Source organism: Flavobacterium sp., assembly GCF_036515215.1.
In the GTDB taxonomy this organism is placed as follows: domain Bacteria; phylum Bacteroidota; class Bacteroidia; order Flavobacteriales; family Flavobacteriaceae; genus Flavobacterium.
Genome location: NZ_DATBVQ010000027.1, coordinates 13,533 through 35,581 on the forward strand (window position 1 = coordinate 13,533; position 22,049 = coordinate 35,581).

Sequence of the window (22,049 nt, forward strand, 5' to 3'; positions counted from 1 at the left end):
AATACATAAAAAAGTGAATTCAGATTTCCTAAAATACCAAGCGCAAACCTCGCCCCATCCATTGGGAATGGAAGTTTCCCATGCTGTGGGTTCTTACGTATACGACACCAATAATAAAAAATATTTAGATTTTGTTGCGGGCGTTTCCGCTTGTACACTGGGGCATCAGCCTGCACGAGTGAACCAAGCCATAAAGGACCAGCTGGACAAATATTCTCATGTCATGGTTTACGGAGAATATTCCCAAAGCCCTGCCGTGGAATATTGTAAACTCTTGGCCACTCTCCTTCCTGAGCCTTTAGACAAAACCTATCTGGTAAACTCGGGAACTGAAGCGATTGAAGGCGCCTTAAAGTTGGCGCGCCGTGTTACGGGCCGCAGCCAATTGATTTCTTGTCACAATGCCTATCACGGAAACACTATGGGCTCCATGAGTGTAATGGGATTCGAGGAACGCAAACAAGCTTTCCGTCCACTTATCCCTGACGTGGAATTTATCACTTTCAATAATGAGGCCGACTTGGATAAAATAACAACCAAAACGGCGGGTATCGTATTGGAAACTATTCAAGGAGGGGCCGGATTTATACAGCCGCAAAACGATTTCCTCCAAAAAGTTCGCGCACGCTGCACTGAAGTTGGCGCCTTAATGATTCTGGATGAAATTCAACCTGGTTTTGGACGCACGGGAAAACTCTTTGGTTTCCAAAATTATGATGTAGTGCCTGACGTGTTGGTGATGGGAAAAGGAATGGGAAGCGGCATGCCAGTTGGCGCTTTTACGGCTTCATCAGCCATGATGGATTTGTTGAGCGACAACCCCAAATTGGGGCATATCACTACTTTCGGCGGCCATCCTGTCATTGCGGCAGCATGTTTGGCTACTTTGCAGGAAATTACCGAAACAGACCTGATGTCCAGCGCTTTGAAAAAAGAAATACTAATTAAATCGCTTTTGGTACACCCTTTGATACAAGAAATTCGTGGAAAAGGGTTAATGCTGGCAGCGATGACAAAAAGCGCAGCAATAACGAATGAAGTGATATTGAAATGTCAAGACAAAGGGCTCATTTTATTTTGGTTACTTTTTGAAGGATGTGCGATAAGAATTACGCCACCGCTTACGATTTCTGAAGAGGAAATACGCGAAGGTTGCGCGATAATGTTGGAAGTAATGGATGAAATCCTAATGTCGATTGAAAACTGATTGGCTTTAAATAACTGCTATAAAACAATACTCCCTTTTTGTTAATTAAATTGTTCACAACAATTCTAATTTTTCTCCACAACAACAGTAAGGTTGCCTAATTTTAAATAGGCCAAATTCAAAACAAAAAAGTATGCAATTAAGCAACGAAGAAGAAGACTATAACTTATCTCTTTCAAAATTTGAGTCTATGTTGAAAACCAACAAAGTTCTCTTTTTTGATTCCGAAGAATTTGAAGAAATTATTCTTCATTATCTCGACATGGGTAAGGCCGCTTTGGCAAAAAAAGCACTCAAACTAGCTTTGGATCAGCACCCTAAATCAACAGGTTTGAAGCTGGTTCAGGTTGAAATGCTTGTTTATGACGACAAATTGGATATAGCTGAGAAATTACTCAACGAGCTGTATGCGATAGAACCAACGAATGAGGAAATTTTCATTCAAAAAGCAAATATCTATTCTAAAAGAGACCAGCACGAGAAGTCAGTTGAGCTTCTGAAAACCGCTTTGGAATATACCGATGACTATGCCGATGTGTATAATTTAATTGGTATGGAATATCTCTTTATGGATAATCTGGAAATGGCAAAAGAGAGTTTTATCAAATGCTTGGAAGAAGATTATGACGACCAGTCCGCACTATACAATGTGGTGTATTGTTTCGAATTTTTAGATCAAAATTTGGATGCAATCGCCTATTTGAACAAATACATCGACAAAAACCCGTACAGCGAAATCGCTTGGCACCAAATGGGTCGCTTGTACTATGGGGTAAAAGATTATGAGAATGCCATCCGTGCCTTTGATTACGCCACCCTGATCGACGATGAATTCCTTGGTGCTTTTATGGAAAGAGCCAAAGCGTTTGAAAGATTGAATAAGTACGAGGAAGCGATTGAAAGCTACAAGAGAACCATCGAACTAGACGATGCAACAAGCTACGCTTTACTTCGAATAGGTAAATGCTACGAAAAGCTTGGAAATAAAGTTCTGGCGCTAAAATATTATAACGATACCGTGCATGAAGACCCACTTTTAGATAAAGGTTGGATTGCCATTACCGATTTTTATGTGCGTCAAAAAAACTTCCAGAAAGCATTGTTTTATGTGAACAAGGCGTTGGCGATAGACAATCAAAACCGTTTGTACTGGAAACGTTATGCCAGCATAAACAAACAAATGAACTTCTTTGAAGAAGCCGAATTCGGTTACAGAAAAGCGGTGGAATTTGGCGACCACGGATTGGACACCTGGTTATTCTGGGTAGACATCCTACAGTTTTTAGGAGAGTTCGAAAGCGCCATACAAACTTTGTTGCAGGCCTCAGAGTATTTCCCAGAAGAAAACGAGGTAGAGTACCGTTTGGCAGGATTGTATTTTATGATTCAGGACAACACCAAAGCAAAATTTCATTTGAGCAATGCCATGCGTTTAAACTTTGACAATTATATTCTTATCGAGGATTTGTTTCCAGTGGTTTGGGCAAAAAAAATGGTGCAAAACTACATAGCAAAACACAAGAAATTGTAATGACTGAAATCGTAAAAAAACGCTACGGTTTATTGGGCAAGAATATCGGCTATTCATTCTCGAAAGGGTATTTTACAGATAAATTCAGTAATGAAAACCTAGATGACTGTAGCTATGACAATTTCGACATCCAAGAAATAACGGAATTCAACCAAATCATAAAAAAAAGCCCTGACCTCAAAGGGCTTAACGTTACGATTCCTTATAAAGAAGCGGTAATTCCATTTTTGGACAGGCTGTCGAAAAAAGCGGCAAAAATTGGCGCGGTTAACACCATTAAAGTTACCAAAAAAGGAAAACTGAAAGGCTACAACACGGATTACTACGGATTTAAAAAAGCATTAGAACCCATGTTACAAGTTCAGCACAAAAAAGCGTTGGTTCTGGGAACGGGAGGTGCTTCTAAAGGAGTCGCTTTTGCACTAGAGGAACTTGGTATATTGTACACTTTCGTTTCGAGAGAAGCCAAGGAAAACGCGATAGATTACAGTCAAATTAACGCGACGACTTTTGCCAATTACCAAATAATAATCAACTCCTCTCCTGTAGGGACAAGCCCAAACGTTGATGCATTTCCATTGCTGCCCTACGAATATTTTACGGACCAGCATATTGCTTTTGACTTGATTTACAATCCCGCAGAAACGCAGTTTTTGAAGAAAGCCAAAGAAAAAGGAGCCCAAATCAAAAATGGTTTGGATATGCTTATTTTCCAAGCGGAGAAAGCATGGGAAATATGGAATAAATAGAAAAAATAAAAGTTATAATAAATCAAAGCTTCCAGCCTTTTTAAAGTTGGAAGCTTTGTCCTTTTGTTTCAGGAAATTGGGCAATCACACTTTATAAAAAAAGATAATTCCGCGATAAATTTTAACAAAATCTAACTTACATCAAATTTCAACTTCCTTATTTACAGCAATATAAACGATAAATCTTACTTAAAATTCTTATAATTGAAAGCCACTTGTTTTAGCCCTGATAGTAGCGGCATCCTTTTATGTCTAGACTTTATAGACATAAAAGATATAGCGAATAGCAGGAAATTGCTTCAAAAAAAACATATTTTTAACATAAATCGGCCATAAACAATCGTTTTATTTTGTAATTTCATACTGCTTCACTATCTTTCGGATTCGATCAAAGTAGAAACCTTAAACATTTAAATAATGTTAGAAGAAAAGAATGATAACCTGCAACAAGCAGATGGAAATTTAACGACTGATTCAATCGAATCAATTCAAGACGATTCAACAATTGTAGAAACGACGCCAGTTACTGAGACTTCAGAGCCAGAAATAACTGATTCCGAAGCAGATATTGCCGCCGTTACGACAGAAGAGAAAGTCGCTGACACAACTCCGCTAATTGAAAATCAAAATCAAAAAGCATTAAACTCAATTAATGATTCCAATGCCGAAGAAAGTGAAGACGAAACCTTGAAAGAGCGTCATCAAATTCCGATGCAAGATTACGACACCTTATCAATGGAAGCACTTGTGGACGAGCTGGACACTTTAGTTTCCACAGAAAAAGTAATGTCTATCAAAGAACATGTCGAGGAAATCAAAAAAGCGTTTTTAGCAAAATACAATCACTTTATCGAAGAAAAAAAAGAGGAATACCATACTGAAAATCCCGACACAACGGAAGATTTTCAATATCACTCCCCTTTGAAAACAAAATTTGACCAAATTTACTCTCACTTTAGAGATAATAGAAATACCCATTTCAAGAGTTTACAAACTAACTTGAAAACGAATTTAGAAAACCGATTAGCAATTGTTGAGGAATTGAAAGAGCTGATCAATCCGCAGGAAAACATTAAGGACACCTTAAAACATTTTAATGAGTTAAGAGAAAGATGGAAAAATGCGGGACCAATCCCAAAAGACAAATACAATCATGTTTGGAACAATTATCATTTCCATGTAGAGAACTTCTACGATTATTTGCACCTTGACAGGGAAGCGAGAGACTTGGACTTCAAACACAATCTGGAGCAAAAGCAAAAAATTGTCGCCCGTGTTCAAGAATTGATTAACGAGGCTGACGTAAATAAGGCTTTCCGTGAACTCCAAGACTTGCATAGAATCTGGAAAGAAGACATCGGACCTGTTTCTAGAGAAAATCGTGACCTGATCTGGAATCAATTCAGTGAATTAACAAAACAAATGCACGACAAACGCGAAGTTTTGTTTGAGAAACTAAGAGGTACCGAACTTGAAAACTTAGAAACTAAAAAGGGGATTATTGCCGATATCGAAGTTTTGGCAACTGTAAAAGTAAATGCCCATTCCCAATGGCTTCAACAAATCGAAAAAGTGGAAACACTCCGAACCGCGTTCTTCTCTGCGGGTAAAGTACCTTCAGAAGTAAACGAGCAAACTTGGGCGGCTTTTAAATTGGCGGTTAGGAATTTTAATTCATTTAAAAATTCTTTCTATAAAGACATCAAAAAGGAGCAAAACGAAAATCTAAGCAAGAAAAATGCCCTTGTTGCGAAAGCTCAAGAACTACAGGAAAGCACTGATTTTGCCGTGACCACTCCTATCATGAAGCGAATCCAGGACGAATGGAAACAGATAGGTCACGTTCCAAGAAAATACTCGGACAAAATCTGGAAAGAATTCAAAGATGCTTGTAATCATTATTTCGACAAACTAAAAGAGCATAAAGACGAGGACAGTGCAGAGGAAATTGCAGCCTTTGACAACAAGAAATTATACCTTGAAACCTTGCGTGCATACGAATTGACAGGGGACCACAAAACAGACTTGGATGCCATAAAACTGCATATCGAAACTTGGAAAAACTTTGGAAAAGTTCCTTTTCCAAGAAGACATATCGAAGGGAAGTTCAATAAAATTCTTGATGCCCTTTTTGACAAATTGAGTTTGAGCAAAAAAGATACCGATATGATCCGATTTGCCAATAGAATGGATAGTCTGTCCGAAAACAATGACTCCAGAAAATTGGAAAATGAAAAGATTTTTATCATGCGCAAAATTGAAGAGGTTCGAAACGAAATTATTCAATTGGAAAACAATATTCAGTTTTTCACCAATACCCGTAATGCAAAAAAAGAAAATTCAATTGTTTTAGAGGTTAGAAAAAACATTGCTATTCATAAAGAAAGCCTTGAAACTTGGCAAGAAAAACTAAAACAGCTAAGGAACCTGAAATAAGAATAAAAAAATTAACTGACAAATCACAAGCCTCATTCCATTTCTGGAATGAGGCTTTTTTATGCAGAAAAACATAAGAGTATGATAATTATCATTTTAAGTTTTCATCAATACAACTACTTTTGAGTAATGAAAATCATATGTCATGAAAAATTCGTTGATTCAAAAATACAATGTTCCTGGGCCTAGATATACCAGCTATCCAACTGTTCCTTACTGGAATGAAGCTGATTTTTTATATCAAAATTGGATAGACACCTTAAAAAAAACCTTTGCGGAAAGCAATTCAAAGGAAGGAATCAGCCTATACATACACCTGCCTTTTTGTGAAAGCATGTGCACTTTTTGCGGTTGCAACAAACGCATCACGAAAAACCACGGCGTAGAAAACCCTTATATTGAAGCCGTCTTAAAAGAATGGATTCTATATTGTAAAATTCTAGGCGAAAAACCACAAATAAAAGAAATTCATCTGGGTGGAGGAACCCCCACTTTTTTTTCTCCAAAAAATTTGGAGGATTTAATCAACGGGATCTTTTGTCATGCCACCAAAGCCAAAGATTATGAATTCAGCTTCGAAGGTCATCCCAATAATACGACACACGAGCATTTAAGAAAATTGTATGATTTAGGTTTCAGAAGGGTCAGTTTTGGCGTACAGGATTATTCAGAAAAAGTGCAAAAAGCAATCCATCGGGAACAACCTTTTCATAATGTGGCAAAGGTGACATTTTGGGCCAGAGAAATTGGCTACACATCTATTGGGCACGATATTATTTTTGGTCTACCATTTCAACAATTAGCGGACGTTATTGATACCGTAGAAAAAACGAAATCATTGCAACCCGATCGATTGGCGTTTTACAGTTATGCTCATGTTCCATGGATTAAAGGAAATGGTCAACGTGGTTTCAAGGACGAAGACCTGCCAAAAGACCAGGAAAAAAGGATGTTATACCAAACAGGAAAGGAACTATTACTTGAAAATGGCTATCATGAAGTGGGAATGGATCATTTTGCATTAGAAACCGACAGTCTTTTTGAGGCCTTCAAAAATGGCCAATTGCACCGTAATTTTATGGGGTATAGTTCATCAAAAACCCAATTGATGATCGGCTTGGGGGTTTCCTCCATTAGCGACAGCTGGTACAGTTTTGCGCAAAACGAAAAAAAATTAGAAGACTATTATCAAATACTGCAATGGGATAAATTACCCATTTTTAGGGGGCACTTGCTAAATAATGAAGATCTGATCATTAGAAAACACATCCTGAATTTAATGTGCCGGTTTGAGACTTCATGGGAAAATGAATGCGATTATTTTGACGAAATTCCCGAAGTATTAATTCAGTTGCAAGAAATGCAAAAAGACGGTCTGCTTCTGATTGGCGAAAGTTTCATTCAGGTCACAGGAAATGGAAAACCATACATTCGCAACATTTGTATGGCATTTGACTTGCATTTAAGACGTAAAGCGCCAGAAACTGAATTGTTTTCGATGACCATATAGCTTAATAATTTATGATTAGAAATCAATAGATTCACAAAAAACACTAAACCGCAAATTCACAAATTATCGACACTTGCATTGTGTAATCATTTGTGAATTTGCGGTAATTTTTTTTAAAACTAAAAATATAAAGTTCAATTAGTACTGCTGCTGTTTATTGATTCTTCGATAAGATACTGTATAATTCATCTTTCATAAACAGCAATTTTGCTTTCAATTCGTGGGCATGTTCATCGGTTACTACCTCAATACCGCTATTTATGCGATGAATTTCGTGTTCCAGTTCGTGATATTCGTCAAAGAGTTTTCTAAAATAGGGATACTCAACTTTCAATTTATGAATTTTTTCCTCGTATTCAGGAAACTCGTGTATTAAATCGTGTCTTTCCATGTTGATTGATTTTATATTAAAAATAATGACAATTAATGGCAATTTGGATTCTCCTGTACAAACAAACTCATATTGGATGGTGAAACATATGGAATTCCCAAGCCCAACCCTCTTAATATAAATAGTATTCCGATCAAAATGGCTACATAAGGAATAATCTTTTGAATCCTATTTCGAATGGGAACAGTCAAAAAAGAATTGATATAAATCACGCTGCTCATCATTGGAACGGTTCCCAATCCGAATAAAACCATATACAATACTCCCAGACTTTCGCTTTGCATGGCAATCGCTCCAAACAAAGCTACATAAACCATCCCACATGGCAAAATCCCATTGAGTAAACCTATGGTAAACAATGATTTATAACTTTTATTCCTAAACTGACTTCCTAATGTCGATTTGATTTTGGAAATCAATTTAAATATCGGTTTTGAAAAATTGTATTTTGAAAATATTTTCTCGGGAATCAAGATAACGGCAATAATTGCCACGCCAATAAATATGGATAGATTTTGCTGTATTCCGGCCATAAAAAAACCTTTACCAACTAACCCAAAAATGAGACCGATGGTTCCATATGCAGTTAACCTTCCTAGGTGGTACGTTAAAATTTGGCTTGCTTTTTTCGCGGGGTTATGTCTGTCCACGGGTAACATCATGGCGATTGGACCACACATTCCTATGCAATGAAAACTGCTTATTAAACCGAAAATAAACGCTGTATATAACATTTTTTAAAATCTGAAAGTCGAAGTTCATAAAGTGTTCTTTACCACTATTGACACTATCGTTTGAGTATTATTTAATATAAAAAGTGTCCTTGGTCAAATATTGCTTACCATCGTATTGCCACTCCATATTAATGTCCCAGCGACCGCCTACCAAATCTGATTTAGGTATGAGCAAAGATGGATTAGATATCGAAATAGGAATTTCGAAGTCCAATTTTTTGTTAGACGGTCTGTAAAGGGACACCATTCCTTTTATTTTATTTGGCGTAAACACAGCAGGAAAAACAATTGTAATTCCGGCAGCAGTCTGTATTATAATTGGTTTTTGATCTAAATCCGCAGCGTTTTGAACCCTTTGCATTTCCTCGCCAAAACGAGCGTCATGCTTGTAATATTCCTCCACCACTAATTCGTTGTCATATTTTGAATTCATTTGCACTTTGACAACGAAATACAAAATGAAACTCATAAATAATGCAATTGCTATGACGATTCCGGTTCCCCAACTAATTTTCATATCTATATTTTAAATTTTGAAGTTACACCTTCAATGGATTATTATGCTAATCAAAACTACGCGGACTTAAAAAACTCGTCGTACTGGTCTCAATTTTTTTGTCCCCGTCGTACACTTCGATTTTTAATTTTGTTTTATCACTTTCCAACAAAAATTGATTGATTTCAACAAATAGTGTCCCTTCATTCATTCCTTGTTTTTTTACTTTAAAACGCTGTTTTCCAACTACATTCAAAGTCCCTTTTATTCCCTCGAGTTTGAAATGAATATCATTAAAATCATTGTTGGTCTTATTTATAATCTTGTAGGTAAACACATTACTTATGTTATCCCCTTTATGCTGGAACAACTGTCCGGGCAATCTTAAAATTGTAGCTTCGACTTCCGTTCTCAAAAACAGCAATCCAATCAAAATTCCGACTAAAATTACCAATATCGAAGTATAGCCTTTCATTCTCGGAGTGAATTTGAAAGGAAGTTTTTGCTCTATCTCATCTTCAGATGCATAGCGGATTAAACCTTTCGGCAAACCTACGTTCTCCATTATAACATCGCATTCATCAATACATGCGGTGCAATTGACGCACTCCATTTGAGTACCGTTACGGATATCAATTCCTGTTGGACAGACATTCACACATTGTTTACAGTCGATGCAGTCTCCCTTTCCGGTGGTTTCCCTATCCTCCTGCTTATTAAACTTAGCTCTGCCCGTTTCCTTTTCGCCACGAACAAAATCATAAGCGACATTGATTGATTTGTTGTCCAAAAGAACACCTTGCAGTCTTCCGTAAGGGCAGGCGATAATACAAACCTGCTCTCTAAACCAAACAAATACAAAATAGAAAACTCCCGTGAAAATAGACAAGGCAATCAACGTGCTCAGGTGGTTTGCAGGTCCCTCTTCAATCATCTGTATCAACTTATCGCTACCGATGAGATAAGCAAGAAAGACGTTCGCTATACCGAAAGAAATGATTAGAAAAATAAACCATTTAATCCCTTTCTTTCTTATTTTCTCGGCATTCCATTCTTGTTTTGACAACCTGATTTGTGCGCCTCTGTCTCCTTCTATCCAATACTCTATTCTGCGAAAAACCATTTCTAAAAAAATGGTTTGCGGACAAATCCAGCCGCAAAATATCCTCCCAAAAATCACCGTAAACAATATGACAAAGACAACTCCAACTAGCATAAACAATACAAACAGGTAAAAGTCTTGCGGCCAAAAAGGAAATCCAAAAATATTAAATCGGCGTTCCAGGATATTGAACATCATGAACTGATTGCCGTTAATCTTTATGAATGGATTTGCAATCAAAATGATCAACAAAAAGTAACTGACCCACTTTCTATAATCGTAGAATTTACCTGAAGGTTTCTTAGGAAAGATAAATTTTCTATTTCCTTCCCCGTCGATTGTACCAATGGTGTCTCTAAATGCTTCGTCCGGTAATTTTGACATTATGTTTTGTATTAATTTAAAACTTATAAGTCATATAAGAGTTTGTTTTCTAAACCAAATAAGACCAATAAGAACATATAATATTGGCAAAGCAATAAAACAATACTTAACCGTGTTACTAATTTACTGACAGGCAGACCTGGGCATAAAAACGTATGTGGCTTATATGTTAAATTCATTCCATGATTATTTTGCTGTAACCGCTACGGCTGCATCATCAACCCAAACCTCACCATCGGGTGCTTTTGGATCGGCTGGGTTACTGCCTTTCAGAGACAAAATATAACTTGCCACTGCCTGTATTTCTTTAGGCTTAAGTGTTCCTTTCCAGGCAATCATTCCTTTTCCGTCACGGCCACCATTAGTAATCGTATGAAATATATCTTTTATTCCACCACCTAGAATCCAATTCTCATCCGTTAAGTTTGGTCCAATTTGCCCTCCGGCGTCTGCTCTATGGCATGCCGCACAATTAGTTGTGTAAATTGCTTTTCCGGTCTCTAAGTCTACTGGTTCCGTAAGTAAGGTTACCGTTTTTTCGTCCATTAAATCCGGAGCCGTTTTCATATACTCGGCAACATCAATTTTGGCTTGAGCCAATTCTTTTTTCAGCTCCATTTCCTGGTCATCGCCTCCCATAATCTCAAAACGAACCATATATACTAGAGCGAAAACGATACAGCCGTAGAATAAATAGACCCACCATGGCGGCAAATTGTTGTCCAGTTCCCTGATACCGTCATAGTCATGATTTAGCAAAAGGTTCCCTTCGTTTTCAATAGGCTCCGTCTTGGTCAACTTTTGCATTAGCGTTTGATACCATTCGCTATCCTTGAAACTCACATTACTTTCTTCTTCTAATTTTAGCTTTTGCTCCTTGGTCAGCATTTGAAAGGTGATGCTGTCAATCGCTTTTATTGTGATTTCTATCGCTATCAAAAGAAAAAGAAAAAAGAACAAAAACAACAAAACCATAGGGTATTTTATAAATGCGGCACGATCACCCGAATCAATAAAATATTCCATTGCACCAAAAATGATGAAGAAAATTGCCGGTACTCTAACGTAGGCTGGAATTAATTTTTTCATTTTAAATATTTTGAAATTATATATTATTATCGTTAAAAGGAATTTGACTCAATTCCTTGATCTTCTCTTTTTTATAAAATGCAACCCATATTCCAAGGCCTACGAAGAAGAAAAAGAAAATCAATAACGATAGTATTGGATAAATCGCAACTCCCGCGATAGTTTCCATGTTGTGTTTTATTTGTTCGAACATGACTATAATTTTTTACTTAGTTTCTTTTACCTTAATATCGGTTCCTAACCTTTGTATATAAGCGATTAGAGCTACAATCTCTCTCTGATGCATTGGTACGAATTTCTCCCCTTTGGCCTGAGCCTTTTTCTTGCTGTTTTCATAACTTTTCACGAAGTCAGGATCAGCATGCAGATTATCTTCAATTTTTTGAGATTGTTCTTTAATTGCATTTTTAGCATTTGCAACCTCTGCGTCAGTATAAGGAACGCCCAATGTTTGCATCACTTTCATTTTACCTTCAATATCCGAAATATCCAAAGCGCTATTGTCAAACAACCATTTGTAACCGGGCATTATAGAACCTGAAGACGTACTTTGAGGACTCCACATATGATTGAAATGCCAATTGTCATTGTACTTACCTCCCACTCTCAACAAATCCGGTCCTGTACGTTTTGATCCCCAAAGAAATGGATGATCGTAAACAAATTCTCCCGCTTTAGATTGTGGTCCGTAACGTTCCACCTCACTTCTGAAAGGACGTACCATTTGTGAGTGACAACCCACACAACCTTCACGGATGTATAAATCGCGACCTTCCAATTCCAAAGGCGAATATGGTTTTACGCTGGCAATGGTTGGAATATTAGATTTCACCATTATTGTTGGAACAATTTGAATAACTCCACCAATTAATATCGCTACAGTTGCCAGAATTGTCAGCTGAATCGGTTTTCTCTCTAACCAAGGGTGAAACTTTTCTCCTTTAGTTCTACCGCTGCTGATTTTTTGTAATTCAGGTGCTTCTGCTAATTCATCTTCAATGGATGCATTTGCTCTGATTGTTTTAGTGATGTTATAAACCAAAACAAACATTCCGATAATATATAAGGTACCTCCCGCAGCACGCATCCAATACATTGGCATAATTTGCGTCACGGTTTCAAGGAAGTTACCGTAGGTTAAAGTTCCGTCCGGATTAAATTGTTTCCACATTGAGGCTTGTAAAAAGCCCGCCACATACATAGGTAATGTATAAAGTATAATTCCCAGTGTCCCAATCCAAAAATGGAAATTGGCCAGTTTGGCTGAAAACAAAGGCCCTTTTGACATTCTTGGAACCAACCAATAGATCATCCCGAACGCCATAAACCCATTCCAAGCTAATGCTCCCACGTGAACGTGCGCTATGATCCAATCCGTGAAATGCGCAATGGCATTTACGTTTTTAAGAGATAGCATAGGCCCTTCAAAAGTAGCCATACCATATCCTGTAATCGCCACTACGAAAAATTTCAAAACAGGGTCAACGCGCACTTTATCCCAAGCACCACGCAATGTCAATAGTCCGTTAATCATACCTCCCCACGATGGAGCCAACAACATGATTGAAAATGCAACACCTAAATTCTGAGCCCAGTTAGGCAATGCAGAATACAAGAGGTGATGAGGACCTGCCCATATATATAAAAATATCAGTGACCAAAAGTGAACGATTGACAATCGATAAGAATATACCGGACGGTTTGCCGCTTTTGGCACAAAATAATACATCAATCCTAAAAACGGCGTGGTCAAGAAAAAAGCCACCGCATTATGTCCATACCACCACTGTACTAGGGCATCTTGAACACCTGCATAAACAGAGTAGCTTTTCATTGCAGAAACAGGCAATGCCAGACTATTAAAAATATGTAAAACGGCTACCGTCACAAAAGTGGCCAAGTAAAACCAAATCGCCACATATAAATGACGTTCTCTTCTTTTTAGTATTGTACCTATCATATTAATCCCAAATACAACCCAAATCAATGCAATTGCGATATCTATGGGCCATTCCAGTTCGGCATATTCTTTTGAAGAGGAATATCCTAGCGGCAAGGAAATGGCTGCGGCAACAATAATTAATTGCCAACCCCAAAAATTAAGGTTACTTAAAAAATCACTGTACATTCTCGCTTTCAGCAGTCGTTGCAACGAATAATAAATACCTGCAAACATTGCGTTTCCTACGAAGGCAAAAATAACCGCATTGGTATGCAATGGTCTTAACCTACCAAAACTCAACCACGAAATTCCGTCAGTAAGGTTGGGGAATAAAAATAATGTCGCCAATAAAAGTCCGACAGCCATTCCGACCACTCCAAAAACAATGGTCGCGTAAATGAACTTCTTAACAATTTTGTTGTCATAGTAAAACTGCTGCATTTCCATAATTAATTTTGTTTTTCTTCTGTTTGTATTTCTTTTTGGGGCTTGATCTCGTCATCAAAAAGCATTCTGACGGATGGGGTATAATCGTCGTCATATTGGCCGCTTCTTACCGCTACTATAAAAGCGATAAAAAAGGCAACAGCTACGAATATACTGATGGAGATTAATAAATAAATGACACTCATACCTCTATTTTGTGTACGCAAAGTTAACTTGCATCTTTTCCGAAAAATATGACATTTATCATACTTCCTTTTATTTGTTAAATTTTTTATAAATTTTACCTCAGCCTTTTTGCATAGTAATTACTCATTACAGTCACAAAGCTCACAATAGTAATGGTGCTTAGAGGCATGATTATCGCTGCAACCAATGGCCTTAAATTCCCCGTTATCGCGAATGACAATCCAACCACATTGTATAGCAACGACAACGCAAAACTCATCTTAATGGTTGTCATCGCTTTTTTCGAAAGCTTTAAAAAATAATGCAGCTTTTGGAATTCGTTGGCTTGTAGAATGGCGTCACAGGCAGGCGAGAAAACATTTACGTTTTCCGAAATTGAAATTCCGATATTGCTTTGCGCCAATGCGCCCGCATCATTCAGACCATCCCCCACCATCATTACGTTCTTTCCTTCTTCCTGCAGTTTCTTGATAAACTCGAGTTTCTGTTCCGGTTTTTGATTAAATACCAATTCGGTTCCCTCGGGCAAAATATTCTTCAAAGTCGTCTTCTCCCCATCATTATCGCCAGACAATACTTTGATTTGGTAATTTCCTTTCAGACTCTTAAAAAGAACGTCTAAGCCCTCTCTGTATTGATTGTTGAATACATATTTCCCGTAATAAACTCCATCAATCTTAATATGAACCGATGTTTGCATCGTGGCGCTTTCTTCCGGTTTCCCGACGAAAAAAGCGGAACCGATCTTAATATGATTTTCATCGATTGTTCCCTGAATCCCTTTGCCCGTGATTTCTTCAAAATCGGTAATTTTCATTTTGTCCCCGTCTGGCAAAAAATCATAGAGCATCCTGCTCAAAGGATGATTAGAAGCGCGGAGCACATTTTTGACAAGCACAGTACTCTCCTTAGAAAGTGTCGTTCCTTCATAGGAAATGCTTGATTTCTTATTTGTTGTGATGGTTCCTGTTTTATCGAAAACTATCGTGTCCACTTTCGATAATTGTTCGATTACTAAAGCATTTTTTAGGTAAAATTTTTGTTTTCCCAAAATCCGCAATACATTACCCATCGTGAATGGTGCGGTCAAAGCCAAGGCACAAGGACAGGCTACAATTAACACCGATGTGAAGACGTTGAACGCGGTAACTGTGTCAATAAAAATCCAATATCCAAAGGAGCTGAAAGCAATCAACAATAAAATCGGAGTGAAATAACGGCTGATGGTATCGGTGATATTTTTGTGCTTTTGTTCCACATCTTTTTGGAAAACATCATTACTCCATAACTGCGTTAAGTAACTTTGTGAAACGGAATGCAAGACTTCCATGTCGATAACTCTGCCTATTTGTTTTCCTCCTGCAAATATTTTATCTCCCGAATTCTTGGTTATAGGAATCGCTTCACCCGTCACGAAACTGTAATCAATTGAGGCGCTTTCACTAATTAAGATTCCGTCAACAGGTATCAATTCTTGATTCCTGATCAGCAATCGGTCTCCTTTTTGGATATCGTAAACGGGAACGCTCTCTTCCGAGGCATCGCTATTAATTCGGGTGATGGCTATAGGGAAATAGGACTTAAAGTCCCTTTCAAAACTCAAGAAACTGTAGGTCTTGATTTGAAACATTTTGCCCAATAACATAAAGAAAATCAAACCCGTTAAACTATCAAAGAATCCCGATCCATAATCAAAACTGATGTCGATCGTACTTCTAACAAACATTACAATAATTCCCAATGCGATTGGAATATCAATATTCAACATTCCCGATTTGATACTTTTATAAGCGGAAACATAGTAACCATTAGCCGAATAAAAGAAGGCCGGCAATGAGATAGCAAAAATCAACCATCTAAAGAAAGGCTTGTAGGTGTCAAGCCAATATTCATTTACTTCAAAATATTCAGGAAAGGAAAGCAACATGATATTTCCAAAACAAAAGAAAGCCACGCCTAATTTATACGTCAGACTTCGATCGATATTCTTCGTTCCCGTTTCGTAATTCTCCAGACTTATATAAGGTTCGTATCCAATAGAGCTTAACCGATAAACTATCGTTTTAAGGGAAACCAATTCGGGATTGTATGTTATTCTGACTTTTTTATCCGGAAAATTTACCTGAGAAACGCTGATTCCTTTTTGAAGACGCTGTAAATTTTCCAGAATCCAAATACACGAACTACAATGAATATGAGGAATGTTAAGTGAAACAATAGCAGTTGTATCTTCTTGAAATTCCAATAGTTTTGAAATGATGCTTTCATTATCTAAAAAATCATATTTACCGTTGATGTCTTGTGGGGTCGCTCCAGGGGATTTTTCGAAATCATAATAGCAGGCCATATCATTCAGGCTAAAGATTTCGTAAACGGTTTTACAGCCGTTGCAACAAAAATTCTTTTCGTCAAAAACAATCTCTTCTACTTTAATTATATCTAAACCACAATGGAAACAATTTTGTGTGTCCATAATTTTGCTCATTTTACCTGGCACAAAGGTGCTCAACGAATGTTAATTAAAATATGATATATGTCATATAAAAGCGTAATTTTACAAAAACAAACCCTTTCAAGATGAGTAAATGTGAACAATGTATCGTTAGAGAATTCAGTTCCCTAAAAGCGCTCAACAAAGATGAGTTGCTGCAACTTGCCGATTGTAAAACATCGCACACCATTAAAAAAGGGGAAGTGATTTTTGAAGAAGGGGAAAATGTAAACGGGATATTCTGCGTTAAAAAAGGAGTATGCAAACTCACGAAATTAAGCCCGAACGGAAAGGATCACATCGTTAAACTCGTTTCAAAAGGAGAATTGCTAGGTCAACGTTCGCTAATAAGTGACGAACCCGTAAACTTAAGCGCCGTCGCTCTAGAAGACATGGAAGTTTGTTTCATTCCCAAAACCGAGGTAATGGGCTTCTTTGACAAAAACAATCAGTTTTCTATGAATGTGATGAAAACCATTTGCGGTGATCTGAAAGAGGCCGACAGTCATATGGTGGATATGGCCCAAAAATCCGTCAAAGAAAGATTAGCGGAAACACTACTTCATTTGCAAGATAGTTTTGGTGTAAATGAGGATGGTTCATTAAAAGTTCAACTCTCAAGGGATGAATTGGCAAGCATGATCGGGACAGCTACTGAAAGCTGCATTCGTTTGTTGTCTGATTTTAAAAAATTAGGATTGATAGAATTAACGGGCAAAAAAATTACTCTAAAAGATATCGGCAAGTTAAAAAGAATAGCTGAATAATTATTTTACTATAATTTTTTTGGCTTCCTCCCAAAATTCTCAGAGATTTTCCAATTCCTATTTGTTCGCAAGACGCTTCGCTTCCTCCCAAAATTGGGGTATTTGAAAATCAGAGATTTTCCAATTCCTATTTATTTGGAAGTCGCTTTGCTTCCTCCCAAAAAACATCCATTTCAGCAAGGGTCATATCCATTAGTGGTTTTCCTAGTTCAGCTGCTTTACTCTCTAAATATTGAAAACGCTTGATGAATTTTTTATTGGTTCGTTCTAGAGCATCTTCAGGATTTACATTCAAAAAACGGGCATAATTAATCATGGAAAACAGAACATCCCCAAACTCAGCTTCGATTTTATCCTGATCACCGGCGGTAACCTCAACTTGTAACTCCTCCAACTCCTCCTGCACTTTATCCCAAACTTGGTGAGATTCTTCCCAATCAAATCCCACTCCCTTCACTTTATCTTGAATCCTGCTGGCTTTCACCAATGCCGGTAAACTTTTGGGCACTCCTTCAAGAACCGATTTCTTACCTTCCTTGAGTTTTAATTTTTCCCAATTCTGCTTGACTTCCTCTTCGTCTTTCACTACCGTATCTGAATAGATGTGCGGATGACGGTGTATCAATTTATCGCAAATTTCATTGCATACATCGGCAATATCAAAGGCTTCCGTTTCACTCCCTATCTTGGAATAAAAAACGATATGCAACAACAAATCACCTAATTCTTTCTTAACTTCATTCAAATCATTATCCAAGATGGCGTCACCCAATTCGTAGGTTTCCTCGATCGTGAGATGCCTTAACGTCTGTATCGTTTGCTTTTTATCCCAAGGACACTTCTCCCGAAGATCATCCATAATATCCAGTAGTCGTTCGAAAGCCTTAAGCTGGGTCTGTCTTGTATTCATTGAAAATGGTTTTGTGTAAAAATAAGAAATCCTGCAATCTAAAAAAGTAGATTACAGGATTTTATTTATAAATGGAGAGAATGAGTTACTCTACAATTTTCTTTGCTTTTTTTGGTTTTTCAACAACAACTTCCGCTTCGGTTTCAAGGGGAGTTTCAGCTTCAACGGTTTCAGCCGCAACCTCATCAACAACAAGACCCTTCGCCTGGATCATATTGTACCAGTTTAAAATTTTCTTGATATCTGAAGGATATACTCTTTCTTCGTCGTAATCAGCTAAAACCTCTTTGAAATAAGCCGCTAATGTAGCGTTATCTGATTTATGCGAAATTGCTGGACCATTATTTTCTTTTGCAGCGATTTTTTTCATTATTTCCGCCAATGGTTGTTCACCCTCATAGGTATAAACTGAAATCTCAGACAACAAACTCACATTGCTTTTTAAATTCACGGTGATTTTTTTTCCATCTGCCAATGATTCTGCAACGAAACCACTACGCGTTTGTACTTTTAATACGTATAAACCCGGTTTCCCGGAAATCGCTAATATTTTTTCTAAATTCATGCTTTTTTACTTATAATTAAGAATTCAATTTGTAATATATTTTTTGCTAAAGCCCAAAAACCATACCAAGATAAGCCCTCTGGATTCTATTTATCTTCCTTTTTTGGCAACAAATCGCATTCTATAATCTTGAAATGTTTTGCCTTCGGTTATGTTTTTTAATTTCTTCTGGATCAATCGTTTTTTAAGTGATGAAATCTTATCGGTAAACAAGATTCCTTCGATGTGATCGTACTCATGTTGGATCACTCGAGCTATCAAGCCCTCGAAGACTTCGGTTTTCATTACAAAATCCTCTTCACAATACTCAATGGTGATTTTTGGATTTCTGTAAACGTCCTCACGAACGTCAGGAATACTTAAACAACCTTCATTAAAACACCATTCCTCACCCTCTTCCTTTACCATCTTCGCGTTGATAAAAGTTCTTTTAAAACCTTTTAATTCTTGTTGCTTACTGGCATCCAAATCCTCGTCATCACTAAAAGGCGTCGTGTCGATCACAAACAAACGTAGAGCCTTTCCTACTTGCGGAGCGGCAAGACCTACTCCATAAGCATTATACATCGTTTCATACATATCCGCGATAGTTTGTTTCAAGTCTGGGAACTCTTCAGTTATATTCTCCCCAACCTTTCTCAAAACGGGATGGCCATATCCTACAATTGGTAAAATCATTATTCTTGTATTAAATATTATCAACAGCAAATTCAGAATTCTCATTCCTCAAGTGCATTTTGCAAAAATAGTAAAAAATAGGACAATGAATAATTCCTTACAGATAAATAGCATTTTTTTATAATTTAAACTCAAATCAATGCCGTTTCTGAGCGGTAAGGATAGTACAATTCTTATCTTTGCTTGCAATCCATTCCATATGATTTCTAAGATCAAGCAATTTGCAGACAGCACGTATTTCACTAACGCATTAAAGGTAACTATAGCAGCAGTCGCTCCCGTTTTGTTGTTTTCTTATTTGGGCTATTTCCGCATTGGTTTTACGATAGCCCTTGGTACCTTTTTTGCATACCCCAGCGATATCCCCAGTAACTTAAAACACAAAATCTATGGAATACTGGTTGCTGTCCTTATCGTTTCTGGTGTCAATCTTGTCATCAATATAATCAACCCGTACCCTTTCGTTTTGTATCCTATATTGGCACTATTGATTTTTTTCTTGTCGATGATTTCGGTTTATGGACAACGGGCAACGATGGTTTCATTCTCGGCACTGCTTTCCATTTCATTGGCTTTTGCCCATTTACAAACGGGATGGCAAATCGTGCAATATTCCGGACTAATCCTTTCTGGAGGTTTGTTTTATCTGTTTGTTTCACTTATTTTCTATTATATCAGACCCCATCGATATGTCGAGTTACAAATCGCGGAATGCATCCAGTTAACCGCTAAGTACCTAAAATTAAGAGGAGATTTATGGGAAATCAATTCAGACAGGAAAGAAATCACAAAAAAACAACTGGACTTGCAAGTACAACTGAATACTATACATGAAAACATAAGGGAAATTCTTATCCGAAATCGAACCGTTTCAGGATCCTCCAATCAAAATAGAAAAATGCTAATGACCTTTATTTCATTAGTGGAAATAATGGAACTGGCCGTTTCCACCTCATTCGATCACAATAAATTACATCAGAAATTCGACAATTACCCCAGGGTTTTAAGCACCTATCAAAATTTAGCCTATCATCTTGCAGCCGAATTAAAACGATTGTCTAAAAGCATTCAAAACAGAATCAAATATGGTTCGAAAAATAATTTAAATGCCGATTTGCAGGAATTGGAAGCCGCCATTAATGATTATGAAAAGGACTTGGGTACTAATCGTTCCTCTGAAGGGGTTTTTATGCTAAAAACCATGTTCCGCTATGCAGAGAAACAAGTCGATAAAATCAAAATTCTGCAGCGTGCTTTTACCTCGTCCGTAATTACAGCTGATTTTAAAGAAAGGGATAAGGATTTAGAAAAATTCATTTCCCCGCAATACTACCCTTTAAGTACAATGATTGAAAATCTAAGCTTTTCTTCCATTGTTTTCAGGCACTCGCTCCGCATGACCATTACGATTTTAATCGGCTTTATTATTGGTAAAGTGTTTCCGTTCGAAAACGCTTATTGGATTGTGCTGACTATTGTCGTTATTATGCGTCAGGGATATGGTTTGACCAAACAACGTACCTATCAAAGAATTTTCGGAACTATTTTGGGTGGATTTATTGCTTTTGGTATTCTTTCAGTAGTACACGATTCCACCATCATTGGAGGCTTAGCTATCATTGCCATGCTTTTTGGCTTTTCCTTTACGCCCTCCAATTATAAAATCGGCGCCACTTTTGTGACTATTTTTGTCATTTTTATCTACGGTATATTGACTCCTAATATAGAGAATGTGATCCAGTATCGAGTCTTGGACACACTTGTTGGCGCCAGCTTAGCGTTTTTGGCAAATCAGTTCATTTGGCCTTCTTGGGAATTTTTGAACATTCCCGTTTATTTAGAAAAATCGATTGAGGCAAATCGGAACTACTTGAAGCAGATATCTATTCTTTACAATGAAAAAGGAGAGGTTTCCACATCGTATCGTTTGTCCAGAAAACAGGCCTTCGTGGAAATTGGTAATTTGATGGCCTCTTTTCAAAGAATGATACAAGAACCCAAATCGAAGCAAAACAAACTGCCTCAGGTTTATAAGTTAACCGTGCTTAATCATACATTACTTTCATCGGCTGCCTCCCTGGGAACTTACATTCAGTCCAACAAAACAACTAAAGCTTCTGAAGCGTTTAATGTTGTGGTCGACAATGTCATTCAAAATTTAGATAATGCTATACTGATTTTAAAAGGGCTTGAAACCGGGCCACAAGATAAAAACACAGAAGAATTAGGCAAGCGATTTACCGAATTAAAAAATATTCGTGCTCGAGAATTGCAGAAAGGGGAAGGTTTAGACGAAGAGGCTTTTCAGCTCAAAATGCAAGAGGCGCAACTGGTGATAGAACAATTGATTTGGTTGACAAACCTGTCTGAAAACATTGTGAAAACCACTAAACTATTGATGAAATAGTAAACATAAATCCCAGTCTCAAACCGG

19 protein-coding genes are annotated in these 22,049 nt (G+C 37.4%); 7 read left to right on the forward strand and 12 right to left on the reverse strand.

All coding sequences use genetic code 11. From position 1 onward, the window contains the following. Positions 1–13: 13 nt before the first annotated feature. From VIH09_RS01850 to hemN, 5 genes are all read left to right on the forward strand, one after another. On the forward strand, positions 14–1,207 hold the full coding sequence (locus VIH09_RS01850) for an aspartate aminotransferase family protein (RefSeq protein WP_331577284.1): 1,194 nt from the start codon (positions 14–16) through the stop codon (positions 1,205–1,207). A gap of 133 nt (positions 1,208–1,340) precedes the next feature. Continuing rightward, a complete protein-coding gene (locus tag VIH09_RS01855) occupies positions 1,341–2,738 on the forward strand; it encodes a tetratricopeptide repeat protein (protein WP_331577286.1) in 1,398 nt (465 codons plus the stop codon). Beyond that, positions 2,738–3,487, forward strand: a complete 750-nt coding sequence (gene aroE, locus VIH09_RS01860; protein ID WP_331577288.1) for a shikimate dehydrogenase — start codon at positions 2,738–2,740, stop codon at positions 3,485–3,487. The genes VIH09_RS01855 and aroE overlap by 1 nt, the downstream gene beginning before the upstream one ends. A gap of 417 nt (positions 3,488–3,904) precedes the next feature. Next, complete coding sequence (locus tag VIH09_RS01865) at positions 3,905–5,923, forward strand: DUF349 domain-containing protein (RefSeq protein WP_331577290.1); 2,019 nt, start codon at positions 3,905–3,907, stop codon at positions 5,921–5,923. A 145-nt stretch (positions 5,924–6,068) separates the two neighbouring features. Continuing rightward, the gene (hemN, locus tag VIH09_RS01870; protein ID WP_331577292.1) at positions 6,069–7,433 is read left to right on the forward strand and encodes an oxygen-independent coproporphyrinogen III oxidase; all 1,365 of its coding nucleotides are present in this window, start codon (positions 6,069–6,071) and stop codon (positions 7,431–7,433) included. A 154-nt stretch (positions 7,434–7,587) separates the two neighbouring features. On the opposite strand, the gene VIH09_RS01875 is transcribed toward hemN, so the two are convergent. The 9 genes from VIH09_RS01875 to VIH09_RS01915 all read right to left on the reverse strand — a co-directional run bounded on the left by VIH09_RS01875 (position 7,588) and on the right by VIH09_RS01915 (position 16,677). Next, entirely contained in the window at positions 7,588–7,824 is a 237-nt protein-coding gene (locus VIH09_RS01875; protein WP_331577294.1) for a YdcH family protein, read from the reverse strand. Between the two features lie 32 nt (positions 7,825–7,856). Beyond that, positions 7,857–8,558, reverse strand: coding sequence for a sulfite exporter TauE/SafE family protein (locus VIH09_RS01880; RefSeq protein WP_331577296.1), 702 nt, complete (start codon positions 8,556–8,558; stop codon positions 7,857–7,859). Between the two features lie 67 nt (positions 8,559–8,625). Further along, on the reverse strand, positions 8,626–9,075 hold the full coding sequence (locus tag VIH09_RS01885; protein WP_331577298.1) for a FixH family protein: 450 nt from the start codon (positions 9,073–9,075) through the stop codon (positions 8,626–8,628). A gap of 46 nt (positions 9,076–9,121) precedes the next feature. Continuing rightward, positions 9,122–10,540: a cytochrome c oxidase accessory protein CcoG gene (ccoG, locus tag VIH09_RS01890; protein WP_331577300.1), complete on the reverse strand. Its 1,419-nt coding sequence runs from the start codon at positions 10,538–10,540 to the stop codon at positions 9,122–9,124. 186 nt (positions 10,541–10,726) lie between these two features. Continuing rightward, positions 10,727–11,629: a cbb3-type cytochrome c oxidase N-terminal domain-containing protein gene (locus VIH09_RS01895; protein WP_331577302.1), complete on the reverse strand. Its 903-nt coding sequence runs from the start codon at positions 11,627–11,629 to the stop codon at positions 10,727–10,729. A 16-nt stretch (positions 11,630–11,645) separates the two neighbouring features. Next, a complete protein-coding gene (locus VIH09_RS01900) occupies positions 11,646–11,822 on the reverse strand; it encodes a CcoQ/FixQ family Cbb3-type cytochrome c oxidase assembly chaperone (RefSeq protein WP_331577304.1) in 177 nt (58 codons plus the stop codon). 12 nt (positions 11,823–11,834) lie between these two features. Beyond that, on the reverse strand, positions 11,835–14,018 hold the full coding sequence (gene ccoN, locus VIH09_RS01905; protein ID WP_331577306.1) for a cytochrome-c oxidase, cbb3-type subunit I: 2,184 nt from the start codon (positions 14,016–14,018) through the stop codon (positions 11,835–11,837). A 2-nt stretch (positions 14,019–14,020) separates the two neighbouring features. Further along, positions 14,021–14,203: a cbb3-type cytochrome oxidase assembly protein CcoS gene (ccoS, locus tag VIH09_RS01910; protein ID WP_331577308.1), complete on the reverse strand. Its 183-nt coding sequence runs from the start codon at positions 14,201–14,203 to the stop codon at positions 14,021–14,023. Positions 14,204–14,298: 95 nt separating this feature from the next. Continuing rightward, the gene (locus VIH09_RS01915) at positions 14,299–16,677 is read right to left on the reverse strand and encodes a heavy metal translocating P-type ATPase (RefSeq protein WP_331577310.1); all 2,379 of its coding nucleotides are present in this window, start codon (positions 16,675–16,677) and stop codon (positions 14,299–14,301) included. Positions 16,678–16,781: 104 nt separating this feature from the next. Here VIH09_RS01915 and VIH09_RS01920 point away from each other — a divergent pair, with 104 nt between their 5' ends. Continuing rightward, positions 16,782–17,462, forward strand: coding sequence for a Crp/Fnr family transcriptional regulator (locus VIH09_RS01920; RefSeq protein WP_331577312.1), 681 nt, complete (start codon positions 16,782–16,784; stop codon positions 17,460–17,462). 127 nt (positions 17,463–17,589) lie between these two features. On the opposite strand, the gene mazG is transcribed toward VIH09_RS01920, so the two are convergent. The 3 genes from mazG to def all read right to left on the reverse strand — a co-directional run bounded on the left by mazG (position 17,590) and on the right by def (position 19,615). Then, a complete protein-coding gene (mazG, locus tag VIH09_RS01925) occupies positions 17,590–18,372 on the reverse strand; it encodes a nucleoside triphosphate pyrophosphohydrolase (protein ID WP_331577314.1) in 783 nt (260 codons plus the stop codon). Positions 18,373–18,457: 85 nt separating this feature from the next. Continuing rightward, the gene (locus tag VIH09_RS01930; protein WP_331577316.1) at positions 18,458–18,937 is read right to left on the reverse strand and encodes a DUF5606 domain-containing protein; all 480 of its coding nucleotides are present in this window, start codon (positions 18,935–18,937) and stop codon (positions 18,458–18,460) included. 90 nt (positions 18,938–19,027) lie between these two features. After that, positions 19,028–19,615 (reverse strand): peptide deformylase, encoded by a 588-nt coding sequence (gene def, locus VIH09_RS01935; protein WP_331577318.1) that lies wholly within the window; start codon positions 19,613–19,615, stop codon positions 19,028–19,030. A gap of 199 nt (positions 19,616–19,814) precedes the next feature. Here def and VIH09_RS01940 point away from each other — a divergent pair, with 199 nt between their 5' ends. Next, a complete protein-coding gene (locus VIH09_RS01940; RefSeq protein WP_331577320.1) occupies positions 19,815–22,022 on the forward strand; it encodes an FUSC family protein in 2,208 nt (735 codons plus the stop codon). Positions 22,023–22,049 lie beyond the last annotated feature (27 nt).

Excerpts from the sequence above, each read along its gene's own strand:
- VIH09_RS01865 (WP_331577290.1), top strand. The coding sequence starts at position 3,905 with ATGTTAGAAGAAAAGAATGATAACCTGCAACAAGCAGATGGAAATTTA.
- VIH09_RS01930 (WP_331577316.1), bottom strand. The coding sequence starts at position 18,937 with ATGAATTTAGAAAAAATATTAGCGATTTCCGGGAAACCGGGTTTATAC.
- VIH09_RS01940 (WP_331577320.1), top strand. The coding sequence starts at position 19,815 with ATGATTTCTAAGATCAAGCAATTTGCAGACAGCACGTATTTCACTAAC.
- VIH09_RS01885 (WP_331577298.1), bottom strand. The coding sequence starts at position 9,075 with ATGAAAATTAGTTGGGGAACCGGAATCGTCATAGCAATTGCATTATTT.
- ccoN (WP_331577306.1), bottom strand. The coding sequence starts at position 14,018 with ATGGAAATGCAGCAGTTTTACTATGACAACAAAATTGTTAAGAAGTTC.
- VIH09_RS01895 (WP_331577302.1), bottom strand. The coding sequence starts at position 11,629 with ATGAAAAAATTAATTCCAGCCTACGTTAGAGTACCGGCAATTTTCTTC.
- VIH09_RS01880 (WP_331577296.1), bottom strand. The coding sequence starts at position 8,558 with ATGTTATATACAGCGTTTATTTTCGGTTTAATAAGCAGTTTTCATTGC.
- VIH09_RS01920 (WP_331577312.1), top strand. The coding sequence starts at position 16,782 with ATGAGTAAATGTGAACAATGTATCGTTAGAGAATTCAGTTCCCTAAAA.
- VIH09_RS01855 (WP_331577286.1), top strand. The coding sequence starts at position 1,341 with ATGCAATTAAGCAACGAAGAAGAAGACTATAACTTATCTCTTTCAAAA.
- VIH09_RS01915 (WP_331577310.1), bottom strand. The coding sequence starts at position 16,677 with ATGGACACACAAAATTGTTTCCATTGTGGTTTAGATATAATTAAAGTA.
- VIH09_RS01875 (WP_331577294.1), bottom strand. The coding sequence starts at position 7,824 with ATGGAAAGACACGATTTAATACACGAGTTTCCTGAATACGAGGAAAAA.
- ccoG (WP_331577300.1), bottom strand. The coding sequence starts at position 10,540 with ATGTCAAAATTACCGGACGAAGCATTTAGAGACACCATTGGTACAATC.
- mazG (WP_331577314.1), bottom strand. The coding sequence starts at position 18,372 with ATGAATACAAGACAGACCCAGCTTAAGGCTTTCGAACGACTACTGGAT.
- def (WP_331577318.1), bottom strand. The coding sequence starts at position 19,615 with ATGATTTTACCAATTGTAGGATATGGCCATCCCGTTTTGAGAAAGGTT.
- VIH09_RS01900 (WP_331577304.1), bottom strand. The coding sequence starts at position 11,822 with ATGTTCGAACAAATAAAACACAACATGGAAACTATCGCGGGAGTTGCG.
- ccoS (WP_331577308.1), bottom strand. The coding sequence starts at position 14,203 with ATGAGTGTCATTTATTTATTAATCTCCATCAGTATATTCGTAGCTGTT.
- aroE (WP_331577288.1), top strand. The coding sequence starts at position 2,738 with ATGACTGAAATCGTAAAAAAACGCTACGGTTTATTGGGCAAGAATATC.
- hemN (WP_331577292.1), top strand. The coding sequence starts at position 6,069 with ATGAAAAATTCGTTGATTCAAAAATACAATGTTCCTGGGCCTAGATAT.